This window comes from Variovorax stachyos (assembly GCF_051400855.1).
Taxonomy (GTDB): domain Bacteria; phylum Pseudomonadota; class Gammaproteobacteria; order Burkholderiales; family Burkholderiaceae_C; genus Variovorax.
This window is the reverse complement of the sequence record NZ_JBLFFN010000007.1, coordinates 186,117-207,876: the sequence shown is the minus strand read 5'-3', so window position 1 is coordinate 207,876 and position 21,760 is coordinate 186,117. Positions and strand designations below refer to the sequence as shown.

18 protein-coding genes and 1 pseudogene are annotated in these 21,760 nt (G+C 68.8%); 14 read left to right on the top strand and 5 right to left on the bottom strand.

From position 1 onward, the window contains the following. The first annotated feature begins 81 nt into the window (after positions 1 to 81). The 9 genes from chvE to ACMGEZ_RS15310 all read left to right on the top strand — a co-directional run bounded on the left by chvE (position 82) and on the right by ACMGEZ_RS15310 (position 11,166). The gene (gene chvE, locus ACMGEZ_RS15350; RefSeq protein ID WP_436823131.1) at positions 82 to 1,161 is read left to right on the top strand and encodes a multiple monosaccharide ABC transporter substrate-binding protein; all 1,080 of its coding nucleotides are present in this window, start codon (positions 82 to 84) and stop codon (positions 1,159 to 1,161) included. A 145-nt stretch (positions 1,162 to 1,306) separates the two neighbouring features. Then, positions 1,307 to 2,830, top strand: coding sequence for a multiple monosaccharide ABC transporter ATP-binding protein (gene mmsA, locus ACMGEZ_RS15345; protein ID WP_436823286.1), 1,524 nt, complete (start codon positions 1,307 to 1,309; stop codon positions 2,828 to 2,830). 28 nt (positions 2,831 to 2,858) lie between these two features. Next, entirely contained in the window at positions 2,859 to 4,037 is a 1,179-nt protein-coding gene (mmsB, locus tag ACMGEZ_RS15340; protein WP_436823285.1) for a multiple monosaccharide ABC transporter permease, read from the top strand. 7 nt (positions 4,038 to 4,044) lie between these two features. Beyond that, complete coding sequence (locus tag ACMGEZ_RS15335; RefSeq protein ID WP_436823130.1) at positions 4,045 to 5,568, top strand: sugar ABC transporter ATP-binding protein; 1,524 nt, start codon at positions 4,045 to 4,047, stop codon at positions 5,566 to 5,568. Further along, entirely contained in the window at positions 5,565 to 6,617 is a 1,053-nt protein-coding gene (locus ACMGEZ_RS15330; RefSeq protein ID WP_436823129.1) for an ABC transporter permease, read from the top strand. Before ACMGEZ_RS15335 ends, ACMGEZ_RS15330 begins: the two co-directional genes overlap by 4 nt. Beyond that, positions 6,614 to 7,642 (top strand): galactofuranose ABC transporter, permease protein YjfF, encoded by a 1,029-nt coding sequence (gene yjfF / locus ACMGEZ_RS15325; RefSeq protein WP_436823128.1) that lies wholly within the window; start codon positions 6,614 to 6,616, stop codon positions 7,640 to 7,642. Before ACMGEZ_RS15330 ends, yjfF begins: the two co-directional genes overlap by 4 nt. A 35-nt stretch (positions 7,643 to 7,677) precedes the next feature. Then, positions 7,678 to 9,435 carry an IlvD/Edd family dehydratase gene (locus ACMGEZ_RS15320; protein WP_436823127.1) on the top strand — a complete coding sequence of 586 codons (1,758 nt, stop codon included), beginning with the start codon at positions 7,678 to 7,680 and terminating at the stop codon, positions 9,433 to 9,435. A 32-nt stretch (positions 9,436 to 9,467) separates the two neighbouring features. After that, positions 9,468 to 10,394 carry a dihydrodipicolinate synthase family protein gene (locus ACMGEZ_RS15315; protein WP_436823126.1) on the top strand — a complete coding sequence of 309 codons (927 nt, stop codon included), beginning with the start codon at positions 9,468 to 9,470 and terminating at the stop codon, positions 10,392 to 10,394. 43 nt (positions 10,395 to 10,437) lie between these two features. Beyond that, complete coding sequence (locus tag ACMGEZ_RS15310; RefSeq protein ID WP_436823284.1) at positions 10,438 to 11,166, top strand: glutathione S-transferase; 729 nt, start codon at positions 10,438 to 10,440, stop codon at positions 11,164 to 11,166. A 75-nt stretch (positions 11,167 to 11,241) separates the two neighbouring features. Here ACMGEZ_RS15310 and rsmI read toward each other — a convergent pair whose 3' ends face one another. Next, positions 11,242 to 12,177, bottom strand: coding sequence for a 16S rRNA (cytidine(1402)-2'-O)-methyltransferase (gene rsmI / locus ACMGEZ_RS15305; RefSeq protein WP_436823125.1), 936 nt, complete (start codon positions 12,175 to 12,177; stop codon positions 11,242 to 11,244). 2 nt (positions 12,178 to 12,179) lie between these two features. Here rsmI and ACMGEZ_RS15300 point away from each other — a divergent pair. From ACMGEZ_RS15300 to ACMGEZ_RS15290, 3 genes and pseudogenes are all read left to right on the top strand, one after another. Further along, a pseudogene (locus ACMGEZ_RS15300) lies at positions 12,180 to 12,565 on the top strand (YraN family protein). 91 nt (positions 12,566 to 12,656) lie between these two features. Next, positions 12,657 to 13,286, top strand: a complete 630-nt coding sequence (locus ACMGEZ_RS15295; protein ID WP_436823124.1) for an SIS domain-containing protein — start codon at positions 12,657 to 12,659, stop codon at positions 13,284 to 13,286. After that, positions 13,283 to 14,026 (top strand): BON domain-containing protein, encoded by a 744-nt coding sequence (locus ACMGEZ_RS15290; protein WP_436823123.1) that lies wholly within the window; start codon positions 13,283 to 13,285, stop codon positions 14,024 to 14,026. The genes ACMGEZ_RS15295 and ACMGEZ_RS15290 overlap by 4 nt, the downstream gene beginning before the upstream one ends. A 101-nt stretch (positions 14,027 to 14,127) precedes the next feature. Here ACMGEZ_RS15290 and ACMGEZ_RS15285 read toward each other — a convergent pair whose 3' ends face one another. The 3 genes from ACMGEZ_RS15285 to ACMGEZ_RS15275 form a co-directional block, all read right to left on the bottom strand. Beyond that, positions 14,128 to 15,048 carry an NAD(P)-dependent oxidoreductase gene (locus ACMGEZ_RS15285; RefSeq protein WP_436823122.1) on the bottom strand — a complete coding sequence of 307 codons (921 nt, stop codon included), beginning with the start codon at positions 15,046 to 15,048 and terminating at the stop codon, positions 14,128 to 14,130. Positions 15,049 to 15,097: 49 nt separating this feature from the next. Next, positions 15,098 to 16,234: a PilT/PilU family type 4a pilus ATPase gene (locus ACMGEZ_RS15280; RefSeq protein WP_436823121.1), complete on the bottom strand. Its 1,137-nt coding sequence runs from the start codon at positions 16,232 to 16,234 to the stop codon at positions 15,098 to 15,100. Positions 16,235 to 16,401: 167 nt separating this feature from the next. Beyond that, on the bottom strand, positions 16,402 to 17,445 hold the full coding sequence (locus ACMGEZ_RS15275; RefSeq protein ID WP_162578250.1) for a type IV pilus twitching motility protein PilT: 1,044 nt from the start codon (positions 17,443 to 17,445) through the stop codon (positions 16,402 to 16,404). 37 nt (positions 17,446 to 17,482) lie between these two features. On the opposite strand from ACMGEZ_RS15275, the gene ACMGEZ_RS15270 reads away from it, so the two are divergent. After that, the gene (locus ACMGEZ_RS15270; protein WP_436823283.1) at positions 17,483 to 18,169 is read left to right on the top strand and encodes a YggS family pyridoxal phosphate-dependent enzyme; all 687 of its coding nucleotides are present in this window, start codon (positions 17,483 to 17,485) and stop codon (positions 18,167 to 18,169) included. A gap of 6 nt (positions 18,170 to 18,175) precedes the next feature. On the opposite strand, the gene ACMGEZ_RS15265 is transcribed toward ACMGEZ_RS15270, so the two are convergent. Further along, the gene (locus tag ACMGEZ_RS15265) at positions 18,176 to 18,655 is read right to left on the bottom strand and encodes an Lrp/AsnC ligand binding domain-containing protein (RefSeq protein WP_436823120.1); all 480 of its coding nucleotides are present in this window, start codon (positions 18,653 to 18,655) and stop codon (positions 18,176 to 18,178) included. 93 nt (positions 18,656 to 18,748) lie between these two features. Here ACMGEZ_RS15265 and ACMGEZ_RS15260 point away from each other — a divergent pair, with 93 nt between their 5' ends. After that, positions 18,749 to 21,712 carry an L-glutamate gamma-semialdehyde dehydrogenase gene (locus tag ACMGEZ_RS15260; protein WP_436823119.1) on the top strand — a complete coding sequence of 988 codons (2,964 nt, stop codon included), beginning with the start codon at positions 18,749 to 18,751 and terminating at the stop codon, positions 21,710 to 21,712. Positions 21,713 to 21,760: the final 48 nt, after the last annotated feature.

Below are 21,760 nucleotides of genomic sequence, written 5' to 3'. Positions count from 1 at the left end.
GGGGGCAACACCAGCGGCCCGGCAAAGCCGGTTCCGCGGTGTTCCTGGAATGAGCTCGGATCCATTTAGGAGACATAGTCCATGAAACGCAACTTCCTCAAAGCCACCTTCGCCGCCGCCGCCCTCGCCATCGCCGGCACGGCCGGCATTCCCTCGCTCGCCCAGGCGCAGGACAAGGGCCCGATCGCGATCTCGATGCCGACCAAGTCCTCGGCCCGCTGGATCTCCGACGGGTCGAACATGGTCAAGTACTTCAAGGAGAAGGGCTACAAGACCGACCTGCAGTACGCCGACGACGACATCCCCAACCAGCTCGCGCAGATCGAGAACATGGTGACCAAGGGGTCGAAGGTGCTGGTGATCGCGGCCATCGACGGCAGCACGCTTTCGGACGTGCTGCAGAAGGCTGCCGACAAGGGCGTGAAGGTCATCGCCTACGACCGGCTCATCAAGGGATCGAAGAACGTCGACTACTACGCGACCTTCGACAACTTCCAGGTCGGCGTGCTGCAGGCGCAGTCGATCGAAAAGGCGCTCGACCTGAAATCCGGCAAGGGGCCCTTCAACATCGAGCTCTTCGGCGGATCGCCCGACGACAACAACGCCTTCTTCTTCTACAACGGCGCGATGTCGGTACTGGACCCGTACATCAAGAGCGGCAAGCTGGTGGTGCGCAGCAAGCAGATGGGCATGGACAAGGTCGGCACGCTGCGCTGGGACGGCGCGGTCGCGCAGGCGCGCATGGACAACCTGCTGTCGGCCTACTACACCAAGGAGCGCGTGGACGCGGTGCTCTCGCCGTACGACGGGCTGTCGATCGGCATCATCTCCTCGCTCAAGGGCGTGGGCTACGGCACGCCGCAGCAGCCGATGCCGGTAGTGTCGGGCCAGGATGCGGAAGTGCCTTCGGTCAAGTCGATCCTGCGCAAGGAGCAGACCTCGACCGTGTTCAAGGACACGCGCGAGCTGGCCAAGGTCACGGTTGCGATGGTCGACGCCATGCTGGCCGGCAAGACCCCGGAAGTGAACGACACCAAGACCTACAACAACGGCGTGAAGGTGGTGCCTTCCTACCTGCTGAAGCCGGTGAGCGTGGACGCTTCGAACTGGAAGCCGGTGCTGGTCGACAGCGGCTACTACAAGGAAAGCCAGGTCAAGTGAGCGTGCGGCACGGCGGGCGGGCCGCCGGGCCCGCGGCCGCGAAGGAGGCCTCTTGAGCGAAGTGAGCGAAGTGAGCGAAGTGAGCGATGTCGGCGTGAGCGACGCAAGCGGCGAGGCCCGTGCGAAGAACGCCGTTCTTCTGGAGATGCGCGCCATCACCAAGACCTTCCCCGGCGTGAACGCGCTGGACAAGGTCAACCTCGCCGTGCGCCCGGCCGAGATCCATGCCGTGGTGGGCGAGAACGGCGCCGGCAAGTCGACGCTGATGAAGGTGCTCAGCGGCGTCTACCCCTGCGACTCCTACACCGGCGAGATCCACTTCGACGGCGAGCTGCGCCGCTTTCGCGGCATCGCCGACAGCGAGGCGCTCGGCATCATCATCATCCACCAGGAGCTGGCGCTGGTGCCGCTGCTGTCGATTGCCGAGAACATCTTCCTCGGCAACGAGACGGCGCGCGGCGGCATCATCGACTGGAGCGAGGCCTGGCGCCGCACGCACGAGCTGCTCGCCAAGGTGGGCCTGAACGAGCGGCCGACCACGCTGGTCTCCGACCTGGGCGTGGGCAAGCAGCAGCTGGTCGAGATCGCGAAGGCGCTGTCCAAGCGGGTGCGGCTGCTGATCCTCGACGAGCCCACCGCCAGCCTGAACGAGAGCGACAGCGAAGCGCTGCTCGCGCTGTTGCTGGAGCTCAAGGCGCAGGGCATCGCCTCGATCCTGATCTCGCACAAGCTGGGCGAGATCGCCAAGGTCGCCGATGCGATCACCGTGCTGCGCGACGGCAGCACGGTCGAGACTATCGACTGCCGCCGCGAGCCGATCAGCGAGGACCGCATCATCCGCGGCATGGTCGGGCGCGACATGGCGCACCGCTATCCGCAGCGCACGCCGCGCATCGGCGAGCGCATGCTCGAGGTGCGCGACTGGCGGGTGCACCATGCGCTGCACGCCGACCGCGAGCAGATCAAGGGCGTCAACCTCCACGTGTGCCGCGGAGAGATCGTCGGCATCGCGGGCCTGATGGGCGCCGGGCGCACCGAGTTCGCGATGAGCGTCTTCGGCCGCTCCTACGGCCAGCGCATCAGCGGCACGGTGCGCATGCACGGCAAGGAGGTCGACGTCGGCACCATCCGCAAGGCGATCGACCATGGCATCGCCTACGTCACCGAGGACCGCAAGGGCGCCGGGCTGGTGCTGGAGGAAGACATCCGCACCAACATCAGCCTCGCGAACCTCGAGGCCGTGTCGAGCGCGATGGTGATCGACGAGGGCCGCGAGTACAAGGTGGCGAACGACTACCGCAAGGCGCTGCGCATCCGCAGCGCCGATGTCTACCAGCAGGTGGTGAACCTCTCGGGCGGCAACCAGCAGAAGGTGGTGCTGAGCAAGTGGCTCTTCGCCAACCCGCAGCTGCTGATCCTCGACGAGCCCACGCGCGGCATCGACGTGGGGGCCAAGTACGAGATCTACAGCCTCATCGACCAGCTGGCGAGCGAGGGCAAGGGCATCCTGATGATCTCCTCGGAAATGCCCGAGCTGCTGGGGATGTGCGACCGGATCTATGTGATGAACGAAGGACGCTTCGTCGCCGAATACCCGGTGGCCGAAGCGTCGCAGGAGCGCATCATGCGCGCGATCGTGAACTCGGGAGGTGGCGTCCATGGCCAATGAAGCACAGGCGGCGAAGGCCGCAACGGGGATGGAGGGGCTGGCCGCGAAGCCCTCCATCCATCCAGGATTCCTGAAGAGCAACCTGCGCGAGTACGGCATGCTGATCTCGCTGGTCGCGATCATGGTGCTGTTCCAGGTGCTGACCGACGGCACGCTGCTGCAGCCGCTCAACCTCACCAACCTGGTGCTGCAGAACAGCTACATCGTCATCATGGCGCTGGGCATGCTGCTGGTGATCGTCGCCGGCCACATCGACCTGTCGGTGGGCTCGGTGTGCGGCTTCATCGGCGCGCTGGCCGCGGTGCTGATGGTGGAGTACGAATGGCATTTCGTTCCCACCTTCCTCGCCTGCCTGATCGCCGGCGGCGCAATCGGCGCCGCGCAAGGCTGGTTCGTGGCGTACTCCCGCATCCCTTCGTTCATCGTCACGCTGGCGGGCATGCTGGTGTTCAAGGGCCTGACGCTGGCGCTGCTGGCGGGCCAGTCGGTCGGCCCCTTCCCGGTCGCCTTCCAGCGCCTGAGCTCGGGCTTCATCCCCGAGGCCCTGGCCACCGACGGCCTGCGGCTGACCTCGCTGCTTCTGGGCGCGCTCGCTGCAGTGGCGCTGGTGTTCTTCAAGCTGCGCGGGCGCGCAAGGCTGGCGCGGCACGGCATGGAGGCGGAGCCCTTCGCCTTCTTCCTGCTGAAGAACGTGCTGTTCGCGGCCATCATCCTGTTCTTCAGCTGGCTGCTGGCCTCCTACAAGGGGCTGCCCAACGTGCTGATCGTGATGGCGGTGCTGATCGTGGCCTACGACTTCGTGACCACGCGGACCACGGTCGGGCGGCGCATCTATGCGCTGGGCGGCAACGAGAAGGCGGCGCGGCTCTCGGGCATCAAGACGCAGCGGCTGGCCTTCCTGGCCTTCGTCAACATGGGCGTGCTGGCCGCGCTGGCGGGGCTGGTGTTCGCCGCGCGCCTGAACACCGCCACCCCCAAGGCCGGGCTGGGCTTCGAGCTCGACGTGATCGCGGCCTGCTTCATCGGCGGTGCGTCGGCCTCGGGCGGCGTGGGCAAGGTGATGGGCGCGGTGATCGGCGCCTTCGTGATGGGCGTGATGAACAACGGCATGTCGATCCTCGGCATCGGCATCGACTACCAGCAGGTCATCAAGGGCCTGGTGCTGCTGGCGGCGGTGTTCGTCGACGTGTACAACAAGAACAAGTGAGATCGCGATGAGCGCAGAGATGCAGCAGCCGGTCCTGGAGCTTTCGGGCATCCACAAGCAGTTCGCCGGCGTCAGCGCGCTGCGCGACGTGCAGCTGCGGCTGTATGCGGGCGAGATCCACGCGCTGATGGGCCAGAACGGCGCGGGCAAGTCCACGCTGATCAAGGTGCTCACCGGCGCGCTGCCCTCGGGCGGCGGCACCATGCGGCTGGAAGGCCAGCCCATCCAGCCCGCCTCGCCGCTGGAGGCGCAGAAGCTGGGCATCAGCACCGTCTACCAGGAAGTCAATCTGTGTCCCAACCTCTCGGTGGCCGAGAACGTGTTTGCGGGGCGGTATCCGCGGCGCGGCGCTGTCGAGGGCTTTCGCATCGACTGGTCGGCCGTCCATCGGCGTGCGCGCGAGCTGCTGGCGCGCATCGGGCTGGAGATCGACGTCGGCCGGCTGCTGTCGAGCTACCCGGTCGCGGTGCAGCAGATGGTCGCGATCGCGCGCGCACTCGGCCTGTCCTCCAAGGTGCTGATCCTCGATGAGCCGACCTCCAGCCTGGACGAGGACGAGGTTCGCAAGCTCTTCGAGGTGCTGCGCCGGCTGCGCAGCGAAGGGCTGGCGATCGTGTTCGTCACGCACTTCCTGAACCAGGTGTACGAGGTGTCGGACCGCATCACGGTCCTGCGCAACGGCACCTGGGTCGGCGAATGGCGCGCGAGCGAGCTGGGACCGCAGGCGCTGATCGCCGCAATGCTCGGGCGCGAGCTGGCAGCGCAATCGGCGCGGCCGGCCGCGCTGCCCGTGGTCGCCATCGACACACCGGCGATGCTGGACGCGCAGGGGCTCGGCCAGTCGGGGCTGCTGCAGCCGCTGGACCTGCGCATTCGTGCCGGCGAGATCGTCGGGCTCGCCGGCCTGCTGGGCGCGGGCCGCACGGAACTCGCGCGCCTGCTCTTCGGCCTGGAGGCGCCCGATCGCGGGCAGCTGCGCATCGATGGCGAGCTGGTGCGCTTCGCCAGCCCGGCCGACGCGGTCCGCCACGGGCTGGCGCTGTGCCCCGAGGAGCGCAAGACCGACGGCATCGTGGCCGAGCTGTCGGTGCGCGAGAACATCGCGCTGGCGCTGCAGGCCAGGCTGGGCGCGCGGCGCTTCCTGTCGCGCGCGGAGCAGACGGCGCTGGCCGAGCGCTACGTGGCCGCGCTCGGCATCAAGACGGCGAGCGTGGAAACGCCGATCGGCCTGCTCTCCGGCGGCAACCAGCAAAAGGCCGTGATCGCGCGCTGGCTCGCCACCGAGCCGCGGCTGCTGATCCTCGACGAGCCGACGCGCGGCATCGACGTCGGGGCCAAGCAGGAAATCATGGACCAGATCCTGAAGCTCGCACAGGCCGGCATGGCGGTGCTCTTCATCTCGTCGGAAATGAGCGAGGTGGTGCGCGTGGCGCACCGCATCGTGGTGCTGCGAGACCGCCGCAAGGTGGGCGAACTGCCCGCCGGCAGCAGCGAGGACGAAGTATGCGAACTGATCGCGGCCACCCCATGAGCACCGCTCCCTCTCCCGGTGTTCTCGCCATGGCCCTGCGCCACCGGCTCGCCTGGCCATTGCTCACGCTGGTGCTGCTGCTCGCGCTCAACGCGGCGTTCAACCCCGGCTTCCTGCATCTGGAGTGGCGCGACGGGCATCTCTACGGCAGCCTGATCGACATCCTCAACCGCGCGGCGCCGCTGGTGCTGGTCTCGCTGGGCATGACGCTGGTGATCGCGACGCGCGGCATCGACATCTCGGTGGGCGCAGTGGTCGCCATCGCGGCGGCGCTCGCGGCCTGGATGATCGGCGGCTCGGTCTCGGGCAACGTCAGCCGCTTCCCGATGCCGGTGGCCATCGCCTCGGCCATCGGCGTGGCCCTGGTCTGCGGGCTTTGGAACGGGCTGCTGGTCGCACGCGTGGGCATGCAGCCCATCATCGCCACGCTGATCCTGATGGTGGCGGGCCGCGGCATCGCGCAGCTCATCACCGGCGGGCAGATCATCACCATCTACTACCAGCCCTTCTTCTTCCTGGGCAGCGGCTACCTGCTGGGCTTGCCCTTCTCGCTCTTCGTCGTGGCGCTGGTCTTCATCGCGCTGTACCTTGCGCTCACGCGCACGGCGCTCGGGCTGTTCATCCAGGCGGTGGGCATCAACCCGACGGCGGCCCGCGTGGCCGGCGTGAAGGCGCGCCGCCTGGTGGTGGGCGCCTACGCCTTCTGCGGCGCCTGCGCGGGCGTCGCAGGGCTGCTGATCAGCTCGAACGTGAAGAGTGCGGACGGCAACAACGCCGGCCAGCTGCTCGAGCTCGACGCGATCCTGGCCGTGACGCTGGGCGGTACCGCGCTCACCGGCGGGCGCTTCAGCCTCGTGGGCAGCGTGATCGGCGCGCTCATCATTCAGACGCTGACCTACGCCATCTACTCGCTGGGCGTGCCGCCCGAGATCAACCTGGTGGTGAAGGCGGCGGTGGTGTTCGCGGTGATGCTGCTGCAGTCGCCTGAATTCCGTGCCGCGGTCGGCAGCCTGGCGCGGCGGCCCGCACTCGAAGGAGCGGACCGATGAGCGCGGTGATGCAGGAACAGAAGACGGCCGTGGCCGGCGCCGTGACCGGCACGGCGCGGCACCCGCGCTTCAACCCCAAGTACCTGCCGCTGGCCGCCACGATCTCGCTCTTCGTCGCGATGGCCGCGCTCGGCTCGGTGCTCTACGACGGCTTCTTCTCGGCGCAGGTCTTCCTCAACCTGCTGATCGACAACGCCTTCCTGATCGTGGTGGCGGTGGGCATGAGCTTCGTGATCCTGTCGGGCGGCATCGACCTGTCGGTGGGCTCGGTGATCGCGCTCACCACCATGGTCTCGGCCTCGCTGGTGGAGAAGCATGGCTGGAACCCCGCGGTGGTCATCCCGCTGGTGCTGCTGATGGGCACGGCCTTCGGCGGCGTGATGGGCGTGCTGATCGAGCGCTTCCGGCTGCAGCCCTTCATCGTCACGCTCGCGGGCATGTTCCTGGCACGCGGGCTTTGCTACCTGATCAGCATCGATTCGATCAGCATCACGAACGAGTTCTATGCGTCGGTCTCGCAGCTGCGCATTCCGGTGGGCTTCGGGGCCTCGCTGTCGGTCAGCGCCGTGATCGCGCTGGCGGTGCTGGTGCTGGCGGTGTTCGTCGCGCACTGGACGCCCTTCGGCCGCACGGTCTACGCGATCGGCGGGAGCGAGCACTCGGCCATGCTGATGGGCTTGCCGGTGCGCTCGACGCTGGTGGGCGTGTATGCGCTCTCGGGTTTCTGCTCGGCGCTCGCGGGCGTGATCTTCACCTTCTACATGCTCTCGGGCTACGGCCTGCATGCGATGGGGCTGGAGCTCGACGCCATCGCGGCCGTGGTGATCGGCGGCACGCTGCTGACCGGCGGCGTCGGCTATGTGGCCGGCACGCTGTTCGGCGTGCTCACGCTCGGGATCATCCAGACGCTGATCGCCTTCGACGGCACGCTGAGTTCCTGGTGGACGCGCATCGTCGTGGGCGCCTTGCTCTTCTTCTTCTGCCTGCTGCAGCGCTTCTTCACGGCGCGCGCGCCGCGGCGCTGAGTCTCTTCCATCACCGTTCCCGAGAAAGCCCGCTCATGCCGGATGCCCCCAAGAAACTACGTTCCGCCCAATGGTTCGGCCCGGCCGACAAGAACGGCTTCATGTACCGCAGCTGGATGAAGAACCAGGGCATCCCCGACCACGAGTTCGATGGCCGCCCCATCGTGGGCATCTGCAACACCTGGTCGGAGCTCACGCCCTGCAACGCGCACTTCCGCAAGATCGCCGAGCATGTGAAGCGCGGCATCTCGGAGGCCGGCGGCTTCCCCGTGGAGTTCCCGGTGTTCTCCAACGGCGAGTCGAACCTGCGGCCGACCGCGATGTTCACCCGCAACCTCGCGAGCATGGACGTGGAGGAGGCGATCCGCGGCAATCCGATCGATGCGGTGGTGCTGCTCACCGGCTGCGACAAGACCACGCCTGCGCTGCTGATGGGCGCGGCAAGCTGCGACATCCCCGCCATCGTGGTGACCGGCGGGCCGATGCTCAACGGCAAGCTCGAGGGGCGCAACATCGGCTCGGGCACGGCGGTGTGGCAGCTGCACGAGTCGTTCAAGGCGGGTGAGATCGACCTGCACCACTTCCTCGCGGCCGAAGGCGGCATGTCGCGCTCGGCCGGCACCTGCAACACCATGGGCACGGCCTCGACCATGGCCTGCATGGCCGAGGCGCTGGGCACCTCGCTGCCGCACAACGCGGCGATCCCGGCGGTGGACGCGCGCCGCTACGTGCTGGCGCAGATGTCGGGCGCCCGCGCGGTCGCGATGGCACGCGAGGGCTTGACGCTGTCGAAGATCCTCACGCGCGAGGCCTTCGAGAACGCCATCCGCGTGAATGCGGCGATCGGCGGATCGACCAACGCGGTGATCCATCTCAAGGCTATTGCCGGACGCATCGGCGTCGATTTGGCGCTGGAGGACTGGACCCGCATCGGCCGCGGCACGCCCACCATCGTCGACCTGATGCCCTCGGGGCGCTTCCTCATGGAGGAGTTCTACTACGCCGGCGGCCTGCCCGCGGTGCTGCGTCGGCTGGGCGAGGCGGGGCTGCTGCCGCATCCCGGCGCGCTCACCGTCAACGGCAGCACGCTCTGGGACAACGTGCGCGAAGCGCCCAGTTACGACGACGAGGTGATCCGCCCGCTGGACCGGCCGCTGATGGACGACGGCAGCATCCGCATCCTGCGCGGCAACCTGTCGCCGCGCGGCGCGGTCCTCAAGCCCTCGGCTGCCACGCCCGAGCTGCTGCAGCATCGCGGCCGGGCGGTGGTGTTCGAGGACTTCGACCACTACAAGCGCCGCATCGTCGACGAATCGCTGGAGGTCGACGCGAGCTCGGTGCTGGTGATGAAGAACTGCGGCCCGCGCGGCTACCCCGGCATGGCGGAGGTCGGCAACATGGGCCTGCCGCCCAAGCTGCTGCGCCAGGGCGTGAAGGACATGGTGCGCATCTCCGACGCGCGCATGAGCGGCACGGCCTACGGCACGGTGGTGCTGCATGTCGCGCCCGAGGCCGCGGCGGGTGGTCCGCTTGCGGCGGTGCGCGATGGCGACTGGATCGAGCTGGACTGCGAAGGGGGCCGCCTGCACCTGGACATCAGCGACGAGGAATTGGCCGCTCGCCTCGCCGCGCTGGCTGCACTGGCCGCACCGGCCGAGGAACCGCCCGCAGCAAAGGCGCAGGGCGGCTACCGGCGCCTGTACATCGACCATGTGCTGCAGGCTGACGAGGGCTGCGATTTCGACTTCCTGGTGGGCTGCCGCGGTTCCGAGGTGCCGCGGCACTCTCACTGACCCACCTCCATTCCTTCTTCCGCGGAGCCTGCATGACCCTGGACAACCCCCGCCATCGCGGCATCTATCCCGTCGCGCCCACCACCTTCACCGAATCGGGCGAGCTCGACCTCGACAGCCAGAAGCGCTGCATCGACTTCATGATCGACGCCGGTTCCGACGGCATCTGCATCCTGGCGAACTTCTCCGAGCAGTTCCTGCTGTCGGACGAGGAGCGCGAGGTGCTCACGCGCACGGTGCTCGCGCATGTCGCGGGCCGCGTGCCGGTGATCGTCACCACCACGCACACCAGCACCCGCGTCTGCGCGGAGCGCAGCCGGCGCGCGCAGGACATGGGCGCGGCCATGGTGATGGTGATGCCGCCGTACCACGGGGCCACCTTCCGCTTCATCGAGCCGCAGATCCAGGCCTTCTATGCGCGCGTGTCGGACGCCATCGACATTCCCATCATGATCCAGGACGCGCCGGCAAGCGGCACGCCGCTGTCGGCTTCGTTCCTCGCGCGCCTGGCCATGGAGATCGAGCATGTCGCCTACTTCAAGATCGAGACCGCGGGCGCCGCATCGAAGCTGCGGGAGCTGATCCGCCTGGGAGGCCAGACGATCGAAGGGCCCTGGGATGGCGAAGAGGCGATCACCTTGCTGCCCGACCTGGACGCCGGTGCGACCGGGTCGATGACAGGCGGCGGCTATCCGGACGGCATCCGGCCCATCATCGAGGCGCATCGCAACGGCGACCGCGAGCGGGCCTATGCGCTCTACGAGCGCTGGCTGCCGCTGATCAACTACGAGAACCGGCAGGCCGGCTTCCTGGCCGCGAAGGCGCTGATGAAGGAGGGCGGGGTGATCGCCTGCGAGGCGCCGCGCCACCCGTGGCCGGCGCTGCATCCGGAGACGCGCAAGGGGCTGATCGAGACCGCCAGGCGGCTGGATCCGATGGTGCTGCGCTGGGGGCGTTGACGAGGGAGCGTGTCGCGGTAGCATGCGCGCGAAAGGGCGCGACGTGACCTACCAGCTCCACTACTGGCCCACCATCCAGGGCCGCGGCGAATTCGTGCGGCTCGCACTCGAGGCGGCCGGTGCCGACTATGTCGATGTGGCGCGCGAGCCGCCGGCCCGCGGTGGCGGCGAGGCCGCGCTGGTGCGGCGGCTGAGCGATCCTGACAATCCGCGCGCCTCCTTTGCGCCGCCCTTCCTGGTCGATGGCGACATCGTGGTCGGCCAGACGGCTGCGATCCTGCTGTACCTGGGCCCGCGCCTGGGCTTGGCCGGCATCGGCGAGCGCGATGCGCTCTGGACGCACCAGCTGCAGCTCACCATTGCCGACGTGGTGGCGGAAGCCCACGACACGCACCACCCGATCTCCAGCGGGGCCTACTACGAGGAGCAGCGCGAGGCCGCGCAGGCGCGCGCCAGGTGCTTCCGCGAGGAGCGCATCCCGAAGTACCTCGATTGGTTCGAGCGCGTGCTGCAACGCAATCCGGCGGGCGACCAGCATCTCGTGGGCGAGGGCCTGACGTACGCGGACCTCTCGCTGTTCCAGCTGGTGGCGGGACTGCGCTATGCCTTCCCGAAGGCGACGGCACGTGCGCTGGGCCGCACCCCGGCCGTGGTCAAGCTGCATGCCAACGTGGCACGCCGGCAGCGCGTGCACGAGTACCTGCAGAGCCCGCGGCGCATTCCGTTCAACGAAGAAGGCATCTTCAGGCGCTATCCCGAGCTCGACGGCTGATCGGCACCGCGGCTACCGGAAGCGGACATGGCTCCGCGCGCAACCCTTCGATCCTTCGCGCTGGAATGCAAGCCGCTAGTCGCTGGGCTCTTCGCGCAGGCGCAGCGCCAGCTCGTAGAGCGCATTGCGCGGTGCGCCGCTGATCTCGGCCGCCAGGCGCACTGCGCTCTTGAGCGGCAGCTCGGCCAGCAGCAGCTGCAGGACGCGCCGGGCTTCGGCGTCGTCGTCCGCAGCCGCCGGCGCGGGATGCAGCGCCAGCGCGAACTCGCCGCGGGTGCGGTCGCGGCTGGCCGCAAGCCAGGCGGGCAGCTCGGCCGCGGGCAGGGTGGCGATCTCCTCGAACTGCTTGGTGAGCTCGCGCCCCACCGTCACGCGCCGCCCGCCCAGCAGGGCCAGGGAACGCGCCAGCGCCTCGATGCGATGCGGCGCCTCGAGCAGCACCACGCTGCGCCGCTCGGCGGCGAGCGCCTGCACGGCGGCATCGCGCTCGCCGGGCTTGGCGGGCAGGAAGCCGGCGAAGACGAAGGCACTCCCGGCATCGCCGTCCGCAACCAGCCCTGCGGCCGACACCAGCGTGGTCACGCTGCTCGCGCCCGGCAGCGGCAGCACGCGCAGGCCCGCTGCACGCACCGCAGTGGCCAAGCGCGCGCCGGGATCGCTGACGCCGGGCGTGCCGGCATCGCTGACATAGGCGATGCGCTCGCCGGCCGCGAGGCGCGCGATCACGGCCTGTGCCGCCTCGGCCTCGTTGTGCTGGTGCAGCGCGAGCAGCCTGGCCGCGGGCCGCTCGATGCCGTAGGCGCGCAACAGGCCTTGCGTGTGGCGCGTGTCCTCGCAGGCCACGGCATCGACCAGCTGCAGCACGTGGAGGGCGCGCAGCGTGATGTCCGCCAGGTTGCCGATCGGGGTGGCGACGACGTAGAGCGCGCCTTCGGGATAATGCTGCGCGCCCGCGGCATCGCGCGCGGCCTGAAGGGCTGCGCCGAAGGAAGCAGGGGCGAGGGAGGTCAAGCGTGTTTCTCCAGAACAAGAAGGCGGCCGAGGCCACCACCAAGCAGCGCGGCGATGCAGCCGAGGCGGCCGCGCTCGCGCATCTGCAGTCGGCCGGCCTGGTGCTGGTCGCGCGCAATTATCGAACCCGGGCCGGGGCGGCGGCGAGATCGACCTGATCATGCGCGATCCGGGTGACGGCACGCTGGTCTTCGTCGAGGTGCGCCACCGCGCCGGCGCGAGCCATGGCGGCGCGGGCTCCAGCATCACCGGCGCGAAGCGGCGGCGCATCGTCTTCGCGGCGCGGCACTACCTGAGCCGCCTGCGCACGTTGCCGCCCTGCCGCTTCGACGTGGTGCTGCTGGAGGCGCAGATCGAATGGATCCGCGCCGCCTTCGATGCCGATTGATGTTTTTCCGGCGCGGGAACCCGGCCTCTGCGCCGCACTCAAGTGAGGCAATAACCTTTTGTTGCCCGACCCGCAGTTATCATCCCGCCCCATGCTCGAGCAACGGATCCAGCAGCACTTCATCGACAGCGCGGACCTCAAGTACCAGGCCGGCCCGCTTCTCGGCAAACCGATCTCCCAGGCCATGCAGGCACTGCTTGCGTGCGTGACCAGCGGCGGCAAGGTCCTGGCGTGCGGCGCGGGGGTCTCGGGCCTGCTGGCGGCGCAGTTCGCCGCCCAGTTCGTCGGCCGCTTCGAACGAGATCGTCCCGGCCTCGGCGCCATCGCGCTGCCATTCGACGCCGTCGACCCCGCCGCCGACACGCCCGAGGCCGGCGACCCGGACCGCTTCGCGCGCCAGGTGCGCGCACTCGGGCAGGGTGGCGACGTGCTGCTGGCCCTCAGCGCCAGCGGCCAATCGGCCGCCGTGCTGGCCGCGCTCGAGGCAGCGCATGCGCGCGACATGACCGTGGTGGCCCTGCTGGGCAACGGCGCGGGCAGCGGCGCCAGCAGCAGCAATCCCGGCGGCGCCGTCGGGCGCGCCTTGCGCGAAACCGATGTCCAGATCTGCGTGCCGCACGAGCGCGCGGCGCGCATCCACGAAGTCCACCTGCTCGTGCTGCACTGCCTGTGCGACGGCGTGGATGCCCAGTTACTCGGAGAACAGGAAGGTTCCATATGACGACGACATCTCTCCAGCGCCTTGCGTTGGCCTTGACCGCGGGCGCTGCACTGGCTGCCAGCCTCTCCGCCTGCGTGCCGCTGGTGGTCGGCGGCGCGGCGGTGGTGGGCGCGGGCATGGTGGCGACCGACCGCCGCAGCTCGGGCGCACAGCTCGACGACCAGGGCATCGAGCTGCGCGCAAGCGCGCGGGTGCGCGAGATCGCCAACGACCAGATGTACGTCAGCGTCACCAGCTACAACCGCCAGGTGCTGCTGACCGGTGCGGTGGGCAGCGAGGCCGATCGCCGCCGCGTCGAGGACGTGGTGCGCCGCGTCGACAACGTGCGCTCGGTGGTCAACGAGCTGACGATCGGCGCGCCGAGCACCTTCCAGGAGCGCTCCAGCGACACCCTGATTGCCGGCAAGATCAAGGCGTCGCTGCTCGACGCCAAGGACATCTTCGCCAACTCCTTCAAGGTCGTCGTGGAGCGCGGCACGGTCTACCTGATGGGACTGGCCACGCGGCGCGAGACCGATCGCGCCACGGAAATCGCCCGCGGCATCTCCGGCGTGCAGAAGGTGGTGCGCGTGGTCGAGATCGTCAGCGAGTCGGAGCTGGCCGGCCAGCCGCAGCAGGGCGGCACCGGTGCCGCGCCGGCCGGCTCGCGCTCCAACGTGCCGCTGCCACCCATGGAGCCGCTGCCTCCCGCCGGCTCTTCGCAGCCCTCCGGCGGTGCGATCGCCACCCCCGTCCGATAGGGGATTCCAGGAACACCGCGGAACCGGCTTTGCCGGGCCGCTGGTGTTGCCCCCGGTAGGGGGTGGGCGGCTACACGAAGTGAGCCAACCTGGGGGCGAGCCTATTTCAATCGCGTGATCAGGCTCGACGTATCCCAGCGTCGGCCGCCGGCCTGCTGCACGTCGGCATAGAACTGATCCACCAGCGCGGTCACCGGCAGCCGCGCGCCGTTGCGCTTGGCCTCGTCGAGCACCAGGCCGAGGTCCTTGCGCATCCAGTCGACCGCGAAGCCGAAGTCGAACTTGCCCTCGACCATGGTCTTGCCGCGGTTGTCCATCTGCCAGCTCTGCGCGGCGCCCTTGCCGATCACGGCCAGCACCTCGTTCATGTCGAGCCCGGCGCGCTGGCCGAAGGCGATGGCTTCCGACAGGCCCTGCACCAGGCCCGCGATCGCGATCTGGTTGACCATTTTCGCGAGCTGGCCCGCGCCGCTGTCGCCGAGCCGCGTGACGGCGCGAGCGAAGGCGGCGATGACCGGCTTCACGCGCTCGAAGGCGGTTGCGTCGCCGCCGCACATCACCGTCAGCGCGCCGTTCTGCGCGCCGGCCTGGCCACCGGAAACCGGGGCATCGATGAACTGCACGCCGCGTTCCAGCGCGGTCTTCGACAGCTCGCGCGCCACGTCGGCCGAGGCGGTGGTGTGGTCGACGAAGACCGCGCCCTTTGCCATGCCGGCCAGGGCGCCGTGCTCGCCCAGCACCACCGAGCGCAGGTCGTCGTCGTTGCCGACGCAGCAGAACACGATGTCGGCGCCGGCTGCGGCTTCGCGCGGCGTGGGGGCGTGGCGCAGGCTGCCCTTGGCCTGGGAGCCGAACTCCTGTTGCCAAGCGGCGGACTTCGCTGCGGTGCGGTTGTAGACCGCGACGCTGTGGCCGGCCAGGGCGAGGTGCCCGGCCATCGGGTAGCCCATCACGCCGAGGCCGAGGAAGGCGACCTTGTGCGCCGGGATGGGGTCGTAGGTTTTGGGGTTGAGGCTGCTCATGAGGGCGAGCTTATCGCCCTTGCCGCCTCGCGGGTTCGTTCACACCTTCTCAGACGATCGCGAAGTGCTCGGTGCCGGCGGAGAGGTCGGTCGTGCGCGCGCGCTGACTGTTGAGCTTGATCTGCAGCCGAAGGTCATTGGCCGAGTCGGCGTTGCGCAGCGCGTCCTCGAAGGAAATCATGTTGGTCTCGAACAGGTCGAACAGCGCCTGGTCGAAGGTCTGCATGCCGAGGTTGCGGCTCTTCTTCATGACCTCCTTGATCTCGCCGACCTCGCCCTTGTAGATCAGGTCGGTGATCAGCGGGGTGTTCAGCAGGATCTCCACCGCGGCGACGCGGCCGCGTCCGTCCTCGGTCGGGATCAGGCGCTGCGAGATCAGCGAGCGCAGGTTGAGCGACAGGTCCATCAGCAGCTGGGCGCGGCGCTCCTCGGGGAAGAAGTTGATGATGCGGTCGAGCGCCTGGTTGGCACTGTTGGCGTGCAGCGTGGCCATGCACAGGTGGCCGGTCTCGGCGAAGGCCACCGCATGCTCCATGGTCTCGCGGTCGCGGATCTCGCCCATCAGGATCACGTCGGGGGCCTGGCGCAGCGTGTTCTTGAGCGCGGCCTCCCAGCTGTCGGTGTCGATGCCCACCTCGCGCTGCGTCACCACGCAGTTCTTGTGCGGATGCACGAACTCCACCGGGTCCTCCACCGTCACGATGTGGCCGAAGGAATTCTCGTTGCGCCAGTCGATCATCGCGGCCAGCGTGGTCGACTTGCCCGAGCCGGTGGCGCCCACCAGGATGCACAGGCCGCGCTTGGTCATCGTCACATCCTTCAGCACCTGCGGCATGCCCAGCCCGTCGATGGTGGGGAGCTTGGCCGGAATGGTCCGCAGCACCATGCCGACCTTGCCCTGCTGCACGAATGCGTTGACGCGGAAGCGGCCGATGCCGGTGGGCGAGATCGCGAAGTTGCACTCCTTGGTGCGCTCGAACTCGGCCGTCTGGCGGTCGTTCATGATCGATCGCGTGAGCGCCAGCGTGTGCTGCGAGCCCAGGGCCTGCTGCGACACCTTGGTGACCTTGCCGTCGACCTTGATGGCGGGCGGGAAGTCGGCGGTGATGAACAGGTCGCTGCCGTTGCGGCTCACCATGAGCTTGAGCAGTTCGTTGATGAACTGGCTGGCTTGATCGCGTTCCATCTGACGACTCCTAGGTCAATTTGGCCGGCGTCGCTGGACGAGCGCGGCATTCAAGGTTATCCCCATTCCGGGAACACCGCGGAACCGGCTTTGCCGGGCCGCTGGTGTTGCCCCCGGTAGGGGGTGGGCGGCTACACGAAGTGAGCCAACCTGGGGGTGAGCCATGTTCAGCCCGGGAAATTCTCGGGGATCTTCGCTTTGCCGCGGGCTTCTGCGGCGGAAATGACGTTGCGCCGCACCAGGTCCGTCAGGCATTGGTCCAGCGTCTGCATGCCCTGGCCGCTGCCGGTCTGGATCGAGGAATACATCTGCGCCACCTTGCCCTCGCGGATCAGGTTGCGGATGGCCGAGGTGCCCAGCATGATCTCGTGCGCCGCCACCCGGCCCTGGCCGTCCTTGGTCTTGCACAGGGTCTGCGAGACCACGGCCTGCAGCGACTCCGACAGCATGGCGCGGATCATTTCCTTCTCCTCGCCCGGGAACACGTCGATGATCCGGTCGATCGTCTTGGCGGCCGAGGAGGTGTGCAGGGTGCCGAACACCAGGTGGCCCGTCTCGGCAGCGGTCATCGCCAGGCGGATGGTTTCCAGGTCGCGCATTTCGCCGACCAGGATCGCGTCGGGGTCCTCGCGCAGCGCCGAGCGCAGGGCGTTGGCGAAGGACAGCGTCATCGGCCCGACCTCGCGCTGGTTGATCAGGCACTTCTTGGACTCGTGCACGAACTCGATCGGGTCTTCCACCGTCAGGATGTGGCCGTATTCGGTCTCGTTGAGATAGTTGATCATCGCGGCCAGCGTGGTGGACTTGCCCGAGCCCGTCGGGCCGGTCACCAGCACCAGGCCACGAGGCTTGAGCGCGAGGTCGCCGAAAATCTTGGGCGCGTTGAGCTGCTCCAGCGTGAGGATCTTCGAGGGAATGGTCCGGAACACCGCCGCCGCGCCGCGGGCCTGGTTGAAGGCGTTCACGCGGAAGCGCGCGAGGCCGTCGATCTCGAAGGAGAAGTCGACCTCCAGGAATTCTTCGTAGTGCTTGCGGTGCGTGTCGCTCATGATGTCGTACACCATGGCGTGCACGGCCTTGTGGTCGAGCGCGTCGACATTGATGCGCCGCACGTCGCCGTGCACGCGGATCATGGGGGGCAGGCCGGATGAAAGATGCAAGTCCGAGGCCTTGTTCTTCACGCTGAAGGCCAGCAGTTGGGTGATGTCCACGAAGCTCCTCGGTGACGTTTTGATACGTTTGACGATTATGACGATGATTGGTGACAAGCTCCAGCAAGTTCGGACCCGGATCGTGACCGCATGCACGGCGGCCGGCCGCGACCCGGCGAGCGTGCGCTTGCTTGCGGTGTCCAAGACCTTCCCCGCCGAGGCGGTGCGCGAGGCCCGCGCCGCCGGCCAGATTGCCTTCGGCGAGAACTACGTGCAAGAGGGCGTGGCCAAGATCGAGGCCCTATCCGACCTGCGCGCCGAGCTCGAATGGCACTGCATCGGCCCCCTGCAGAGCAACAAGACGCGGCCCGTGGCGGCACATTTCGATTGGGTGCACAGCATCGACCGGCTCAAGATCGCCGAGCGGCTCGCCGAGCAGCGGCCGGCGGAACTGCCGCCCTTGCAGGTCTGCCTGCAGGTCAATGTGGATGGCGGCGCCAACAAGTCCGGCGTCGTGCCGCAAGAGGCGCTGGCCTTGGCGCGAGCTGTTGCGGCCTTGCCACGTTTGCGCCTGCGCGGGCTGATGGCCATCCCGGAGCCCGCGCCCGATTTCGAAACACAGCGGGCGCTGTTCCTGCGCGCCGCAGGCATCTTCGAGGAGATGCGAAGCGCCGGCCTCGAGGTCGACACGCTCTCGCTGGGCATGTCGGCGGATCTCGAGGCGGCGATCGCGGCGGGCAGCACGCTGGTGCGCATCGGCACCGCGATCTTCGGCGCGCGCTGAGCGCTCTCAAGCGTGCAGCGGAATGCGTGCGCTGCTCTTGACCTCCTCCATCACCGCGTAGGTGCGCGTCTCCCGCACGCCCGGCAGTTGCCACAGCACCGTGCCGGCGAATTCGCGGTACGCCGCCATGTCTGCCATTCGGGTCTTGAGCAGGTAGTCGAAGCCGCCGGCCACCATGTGGCATTCCATGATCTCGTCGCGCACCTGCACCGCGGCCTTGAACTGGTCGAAGACATTGGCCGCGGTGCGGTCCAGCAGCACCTCGACGAAGACCGTGAAGCCGCGGCCCAGCTTGTGCGGGTCCAGCCGCGCCTCGTAGCCCTGGATGAAGCCTTCGCGCGTGAGCCGCTGCACGCGGGCCAGCACGGCGGTGGGCGAGAGCGACACCGCCTCGGCAAGCTTGAGGTTGGAGATCCGCCCGTCCTCCTGAAGAATCTTCAGAAGTTTGAGGTCGATGCGGTCCAGGTTGATGGCTTCTGCAGTCATGCTTGGCGAATTATCCAGTCGACTGTCGATTTTTAGTGAATAACTCGGCGAAGAAAGGCGGACCATCGGTACATCGCCACCGGAGTTTTCGCCATGCGCCTGCCCACCCCCTACCGGCCCGAAGCCGAGATCGTTTCCCACCGCCTGGCTTCCTTGAAAGGCGCGCTCGACTGGCCTTCGGCAGCATCCGCGGCGGCGCCGTGGGTGCGGGCCGTGCGCGAGCATCCACCGCATTTCTGGGCGATGGAAAGCCTGCTGCGCGAGTACCCGATCTCCAGCGCCGAGGGCCTCGCGCTGATGCGCCTGGCCGAGGCGCTGCTGCGCGTGCCCGATGCCGAGACCGCCATCGCGCTGACCGCCGACCAGCTGGGCCGCGCCGACTTCGAAGGCGCCGCCGACTCCAGGCTGGCGCGCCTGTCCGGCTCTGCCATCGCGCTGTCGAAGAAGTTCCTGCCGGCGCCCGGCGGGACCGACGCCGAACCCGGCCTGATGGCCCGCGTCGGCGCCCGCACCGTGGTGGCCGCCACCTTGCGCGCGGTGCAGCTGCTGGGGCGGCAGTTCGTGCTGGGCCAGACCATCGAGGAGGCGATGGGCGAGGCGCGCTCGGCGCACCAGAAGCACCGGGCCCTGCGTTTCAGCTACGACATGCTGGGCGAAGGCGCGCGCACCGAGGCCGATGCGCGGCGCTACCTCGACAGCTATGCCAACGCCATCCGATCGATCGCCGCGCGCGCCGACCGTGAGGGCGCGCCCGAGCACAACGACGGCATCTCCATCAAGCTCAGCGCGCTCCATCCGCGCTACGAGGACGCGCAGCGCGAGCGCGTGCTGCGCGAGCTGGTGCCGCGTGTGTGGCAGCTGTGCGAGCTGGCCGCCGAGGCGCGCCTCAACCTCACCATCGACGCGGAGGAGGTCGACCGGCTCGAGCTTTCGCTGGATGTCTTCGAGGCGCTGGCCGCGCGGGTGGCGGCCGAACGGCCGCAATGGCGCGGCTTCGGCCTGGCGATTCAGGCCTACCAGACGCGCGCGCTGGAACTGGTCGAGCATCTGGTCGCCCTTGCGCGCCGCTACGAGCTGCGCCTGATGTGCCGGTTGGTGAAGGGCGCCTACTGGGACGCCGAGATCAAGCGCGCGCAGGAGCTGGGGCTGCCGCACTACCCGGTGTTCACGCACAAGCACCATAGCGACATCAGCTATCTCGCCTGCGCCCGCGCGCTGCTGGCCGCCCCCGACGCCATCTATCCGCAGTTCGCGACGCACAACGCGGGCACCATCGCAGCCATTCTCCAGATGGCTGGGGACACGCCCCTGGAGCTGCAGCGGCTGCATGGCATGGGCGAGGGCATCTACCGCGAGGTGATGAAGCGCACCAGCGCGCCGGTGCGCATCTACGCCCCGGTGGGCCGCCACAAGGACCTGCTGGCCTACCTGGTGCGCCGGCTGCTGGAGAACGGCGCCAACTCCTCGTTCGTCAACCAGTTGGGCGACGAAAGCGTCGGCCTCGACGAGCTGCTGGTGTCGCCCCTGTGGCTGGACAGCCGCGCCCCGCTGCCCTTGCCGGCCGATCTCTACGGCCCGCCGCCGGCAAGGCGCAACAGCCGCGGCCTGGACCTGGCCGATGCCTCGATGCGTGCGCCGCTGCTGGCGGCTCATGCCGATTGCATCGTGCCCACCGTCGCCGAGTTCGATCCCGCGCAGACGGCCCAGGCCCTGGCGAAATCGATGGCGGCCTACCCCGCCTGGCGCAAGGCGCCGGTCGCGCAGCGCGCCGACATCCTGCGCCGCGCGTCCGACGCGCTGCAGGCCGAGCTGCCGCGCTTCTGCGCGCTGCTGGTCGAGGAAGCCTTCAAGACCTGGGGCGATGCGGTGGCCGAGGTGCGCGAGGCCATCGACTTCCTGCGCTACTACGCCGACGAGGCCGAGCGGGTGATGCAGCCGGCGACGCTGCCCGGCCCCACCGGCGAGAGCAACGAGCTGCGGCTGACCGGACGCGGACCCTGGGTCTGCATCAGCCCCTGGAACTTCCCGCTCGCAATCTTCCTGGGCCAGGTGGCGGCTGCGCTCGCCACCGGCAACACGGTGCTGGCCAAGCCGGCCGAGCAGACCCCGGCCGTTGCATCCGAAGCCGTCCGCCTGCTGCACGCGGCCGGCGTGCCCGCCGATGCGCTGCAACTGCTGCACGGCCCCGGCGAGACCGTCGGTGCGGCGCTGGTGGCGGCGCCGGACGTCGCGGGCGTGGTGTTCACCGGCTCGACGCAGGTCGCGAAGACCATCCACCGCGCGCTGGCCGGCAAGGACGGGCCCATCGTGCCGCTGATCGCCGAGACCGGCGGCATCAACGCGATGCTGGTCGATTCCAGCGCGCTGCCCGAGCAGGTGGTCGATGCGGTGGTCCAGAGCGCCTTCCGCTCGGCCGGGCAACGCTGCTCGGCGCTGCGCCTGCTGATCCTGCACGAGAGCATCGCCGACGAGGTGATCCGCATGATCCAGGGCGCCGCGGCCGAGCTGGTGACCGGCGACCCTGCCCTGCTCTCGACCGATGTCGGCCCGGTGATCGACCGCGATGCCTTCGACGGCATCCGGCAGCACCTGAAGCGCCTGGATTCGGAAGCCCGCGTGCTGGTGGCCGGCAGTGCTCCCGCCGACGGCATGCCCCATCTGATTGCGCCGCATGCCTACGAGCTGCCTTCGATCGAGCGCGTGCAATGCGAGATCTTCGGCCCCGTGCTGCACGTGGCGCGCTGGTCGGGCGAGCCGCAGGCAGTCATCGACCGCATCAACACGCTGGGCTTCGGCCTCACGCTGGGCATCCAGACGCGCATCGACAGCCGCGCCCAGGCGCTGGCCGCGCGCGCCCATGTGGGCAACGTGTACGTCAACCGCAACATCATCGGCGCGGTGGTCGGCGTGCAGCCCTTCGGCGGCGAAGGCCTGAGCGGCACCGGCCCGAAGGCCGGCGGGCCCCACTACCTGCCGCGCTTCTGCGCCGAGCAGACGCTCACCATCAACACCACCGCCGCCGGCGGCAACGCGGCCCTGCTTGCCGCAAGCGCATAAGGCGCAACGCATCGCGCATAGGCCATGGCGCGGGGCCGCGCGCGAGAC